Annotated in this window: 3 protein-coding genes; 1 reads left to right on the top strand and 2 read right to left on the bottom strand. The window is 71.6% G+C overall.

Annotated features, from left to right (window positions below; translation table 11 throughout):
- Window positions 1–136: 136 nt before the first annotated feature.
- Complete coding sequence (gene sigJ, locus ACK5KK_RS14140; RefSeq protein WP_416890726.1) at window positions 137–988, top strand: RNA polymerase sigma factor SigJ; 852 nt, start codon at window positions 137–139, stop codon at window positions 986–988.
- A gap of 162 nt (window positions 989–1,150) precedes the next feature.
- Here sigJ and ACK5KK_RS14135 read toward each other — a convergent pair whose 3' ends face one another.
- Window positions 1,151–2,794 carry a PucR family transcriptional regulator gene (locus ACK5KK_RS14135; protein ID WP_416890725.1) on the bottom strand — a complete coding sequence of 548 codons (1,644 nt, stop codon included), beginning with the start codon at window positions 2,792–2,794 and terminating at the stop codon, window positions 1,151–1,153.
- Window positions 2,795–2,974: 180 nt separating this feature from the next.
- Window positions 2,975–3,558: thiolase family protein (locus ACK5KK_RS14130; RefSeq protein ID WP_416890724.1), on the bottom strand; the 584-nt coding region annotated here is incomplete at its 5' end.

Raw genomic sequence — 3,558 nt, 5'->3', positions numbered from 1 at the left:
CCCGGCTCCGCGACGACCTCGGCGAACGCGCCCTGGTCGAATTGGCGATGATGGTCGCTGTCGAGAATCAGCGCTCGCGCTTCAACAGCGCGCTGGGGTTGACCAGCCAGGGTTTCCGGGCTACGTGTGAGGTGCGGTGAACGAGTTCGAGGCGCACCGGGGCAGGATGCTGGGGATCGCGTACCGGCTGCTGGGCAGCTTCGTCGACGCGGAGGATGTCGTGCAGGAGACCTGGATCGCCTGGGACACCGTCGATCGCGGTGCCGTGGCCGACCCCGGCGCCTATCTCGCCCGCGCCGTCACCCACCGCGCCCTCAACCGAGTGCGCACGCTCGCCCGGCAGCGGGAGGACTACATCGGGTCGTGGCTGCCCGAACCGGTCGCCACCGAACGCCTCCCCGACGAAGCCGCCGAGATCGCCGACTCGCTGTCGTTCGCCATGCTGGTGCTCATGGAGCAGCTGTCGCCGCTGGAGCGCGCTGCGTTCATCCTGCGCGAGGTGTTCGCCCTCGACACCGCCGAGACGGCCGAGATCCTGGGGCGCACCCCCGTCGCGGTGCGAAAACTGCTGTCGCGAGCGCGTGCGCGGCTGGACGACGCACCCCCGGCACCCGAGGACACGGTCGCCGGGCACGTCCGCACCTCCACGGCATTCGTGACCGCCATCCAGACCGGTGACATCGCCACCGCACTGTCGTTGCTGTCACCGTCGGTCGAACTCGTCACCGACGGCGGCGGCAAGGCGAGCGCCGCCCGTAGACCGGTGACCGGCGCCGACGCGGTGCTGCGGTTCCTGGTGGGCGCCTTGGACAAGTGGGGCGCCGACTCGATCACCCCGATCAGCGTCAACCACCGCACGGCGCTGCTGATCGAGTCCGCCGCGAGCGGCCCGTCGCTCTACCAGATCGACGTGCGCGACGGGCGTATCCAGCACATCTGGGCGACCCGCAACCCCGACAAGCTCACCTCCGCGACCTCCCCATCCTGACCCACCTGTCTCCCCGTCCCGCCCCCGTCCCGCCCCCGTCCCGCGCCCGACCCGCGAGACCGCAGCGACGGTATCGAGACGGCGCGAAGAACGTGCGGTTTCGATCACGGGGCTGTCGTTTCGCGGGAGACGGATGCTGCGGATCCCCGGCGGGCGACGGGCTCAGCGTGCCGCGGAGCGGCGCACGAGCAGTGCCAGGTGGAGGGCGGCCTGGACCTCACCGTCGTCGAGGTCCACGTCGAGCAGGTCGTGGATGAGCGCGAGGCGCTGATAGAACACCGACCGCGACAGGTGCGAGGCGCTCGCCGCCGCGGTGCGATTGCCGGGGTGGGCGAGCATCGCACCGAGCACGTCGAGCAGGTCGCCGTGACGGGCCAGGTCGTACTCGATCAGCGGCGCCAGCATGCGTTCGCCGTGCTGGAGCACGCGATGGTCTCCCCGCAGCGCCGACACCAGCCGCGCGAGCGGTCGATCGTTGACCCGCCGCAGGTGAGGTCCTGGGCCGGATCGTCGCACCGCGGCGCGGGAGAGATCGGCCGCCTCCTGCACGGAGTTCAACCCCGCTTCCAGTCCCTCGCCGGCGGAGCCGATCGACATCACCACCCGGTCCAGACCCGCGACAGCCCGCGCGCCCGGCGCCGCCGCCGGTGGCGCACCCGTGGCGAGCACCGCGGCGAACCGCCGCGCAGTGTCGTCGTCGAAGACGGCGCGCGTCGGAAACGACAGCAGGACCGTCGTCGCACCACCGGATGTCGTGGACAACGCCCGCCCGCCGAACTGTGCCGCAGCGGCATCGACCGCTTCGGGTCGCACCTGCAACCCGGCCACCACAAGACCGATCAAGTGCGCGTCGTCGACCGGCATGCCCGCCGCCTCCACGCGCGCCACCATTCCGCTGCGGGACGCATAGCGGCCGGCCAACAGACCGTCGAGCATGCGGCGTCGACCGATCGCCGCCCAGTCATCGACCTCACCGTCGCTCAACCGCCCCAGCGCCAGCGCGATCGCACCCTGCCCGACGACGCTGGCCCGACCCGCCGGATGGGGTGGGCCGGGGAGCGCCACGAGGTACCCCCAACGCACACCGCGTGCCTCCACCGGAACGATGAGCCAGTCTTCCGTCCCCGCGCCGCGATGCGCCAACCGAGACCGGGCCTCCCATCCGCCCAGCAGCCGTTCTTCGGCAGCCGGTGGCACCTCGGCAGTGACCACTTCGTGTGCCAGGTTCTCCAGAACCACCGGCGCCGCGAGCGTCTGCGCCAGCTGGCGCACGACGAAATCGGCGGGAGAGCCACGCAGCGCGAGCGCCGTGAACCGAGCATGGACCTCGTCGCGGGCGCGCAGCGCCGCCGTCTGTTCGGCGATGATCCGGCGATGGACGGCCTCGGTGACCGCGACGAACTTCACCTCACGGTGCAGCGCGACCAACGGCAGCCCACCGGCCCGTGCCGCTTCGACCACCGCATCCGGGACGTACCGGTAGTGCGCGCCCAGTTCCAGGACGACGCAGGCCAGCCCGGCATCCACGAGGCCTGCGATGAACGCCCGCAACTCGTCGGGCGGATCGGGCCACCCCGCACCCGTCGACAGCAGCAGCTCGCCGCCGTCGAGCAGTCGGGCCACCCCGGGACTGTCCGATGCGTGCACCCATCGCACCGGCGCATCGAGGGCGTCCACCCCGGCTAACAGCTGCGGATGTCCTGCCACGAGCGCGTCCAAGGCGAGGATGTCCCGCACGGTCGGAGAGCTCTCGCGCCCGTCCAGACGGTCTGTGCGATCGCCGTCTTGTTCGCGACGTTCCGCCACGTCGTGTCCTCTCTCAGCTTCAGACAACGACAGCCTACGCGGCCTCCGGTCGATCTGTCCGGATGCCGTGCACCCACGCCGAGCGAACCGAACCTCAGCGCCCGCGACCCACGCGCACAGAACGCACGTCGACCACCGGTGACGGACGCTGAGCAGAAGGCGGGCGCGAGCGGGTCCGCCTCAGCGTTCGAGGACGACGGCCAGCCCCTGACCCACGCCGATACAGATCGCGGCGACCGCGACGCCGCCGCCGCGGCGCGCGAGCTGATGGGCCGCGTGACCGATGATGCGACCGCCCGACGCGCCGAGCGGGTGACCGATCGCAAGCGCACCACCGTGGACGTTGAGCCGTGCAGGATCGAACTCGGGCCATCCGGCCAGACACGCCAGCGACTGCGAGGCGAACGCCTCGTTCAGTTCGACGATGTCGACATCCGCCCAGGTGCGGCCCGCTCGAGCGAGCGCCGTGTTCGCCGCCTCGATGGGCGCAATCGGGAAGTCGTCGGGGTCGACGCCGTGCGCGGCGCGCCCCGCGATGCGCGCAAGCGGCTCGGCATCCAGCGCGCCTTCGGCGCCGAGCAGAACCGCCGAGGCGCCGTCGTTGATCGGCGACGAGTTTCCTGCGGTGACCGTGCCGTCCGCCGCGAACAGCGCGCGCAGCCCGGCGAGCTTGTCGACCGACGTGTCATCGCGGATGCCCTCGTCGCGCACCAGCGGTACGCCGGGCACGATGACGACCTCGGCCTCGTACACACCCTCTGCCC

The sequence above is a fragment of the Microbacterium sp. genome, from assembly GCF_047972865.1.
GTDB lineage: Bacteria > Actinomycetota > Actinomycetes > Actinomycetales > Microbacteriaceae > Microbacterium.
The sequence above is the reverse complement of the archived record's forward strand: the minus strand, read 5'-3'. Positions and strand labels throughout refer to the sequence as shown.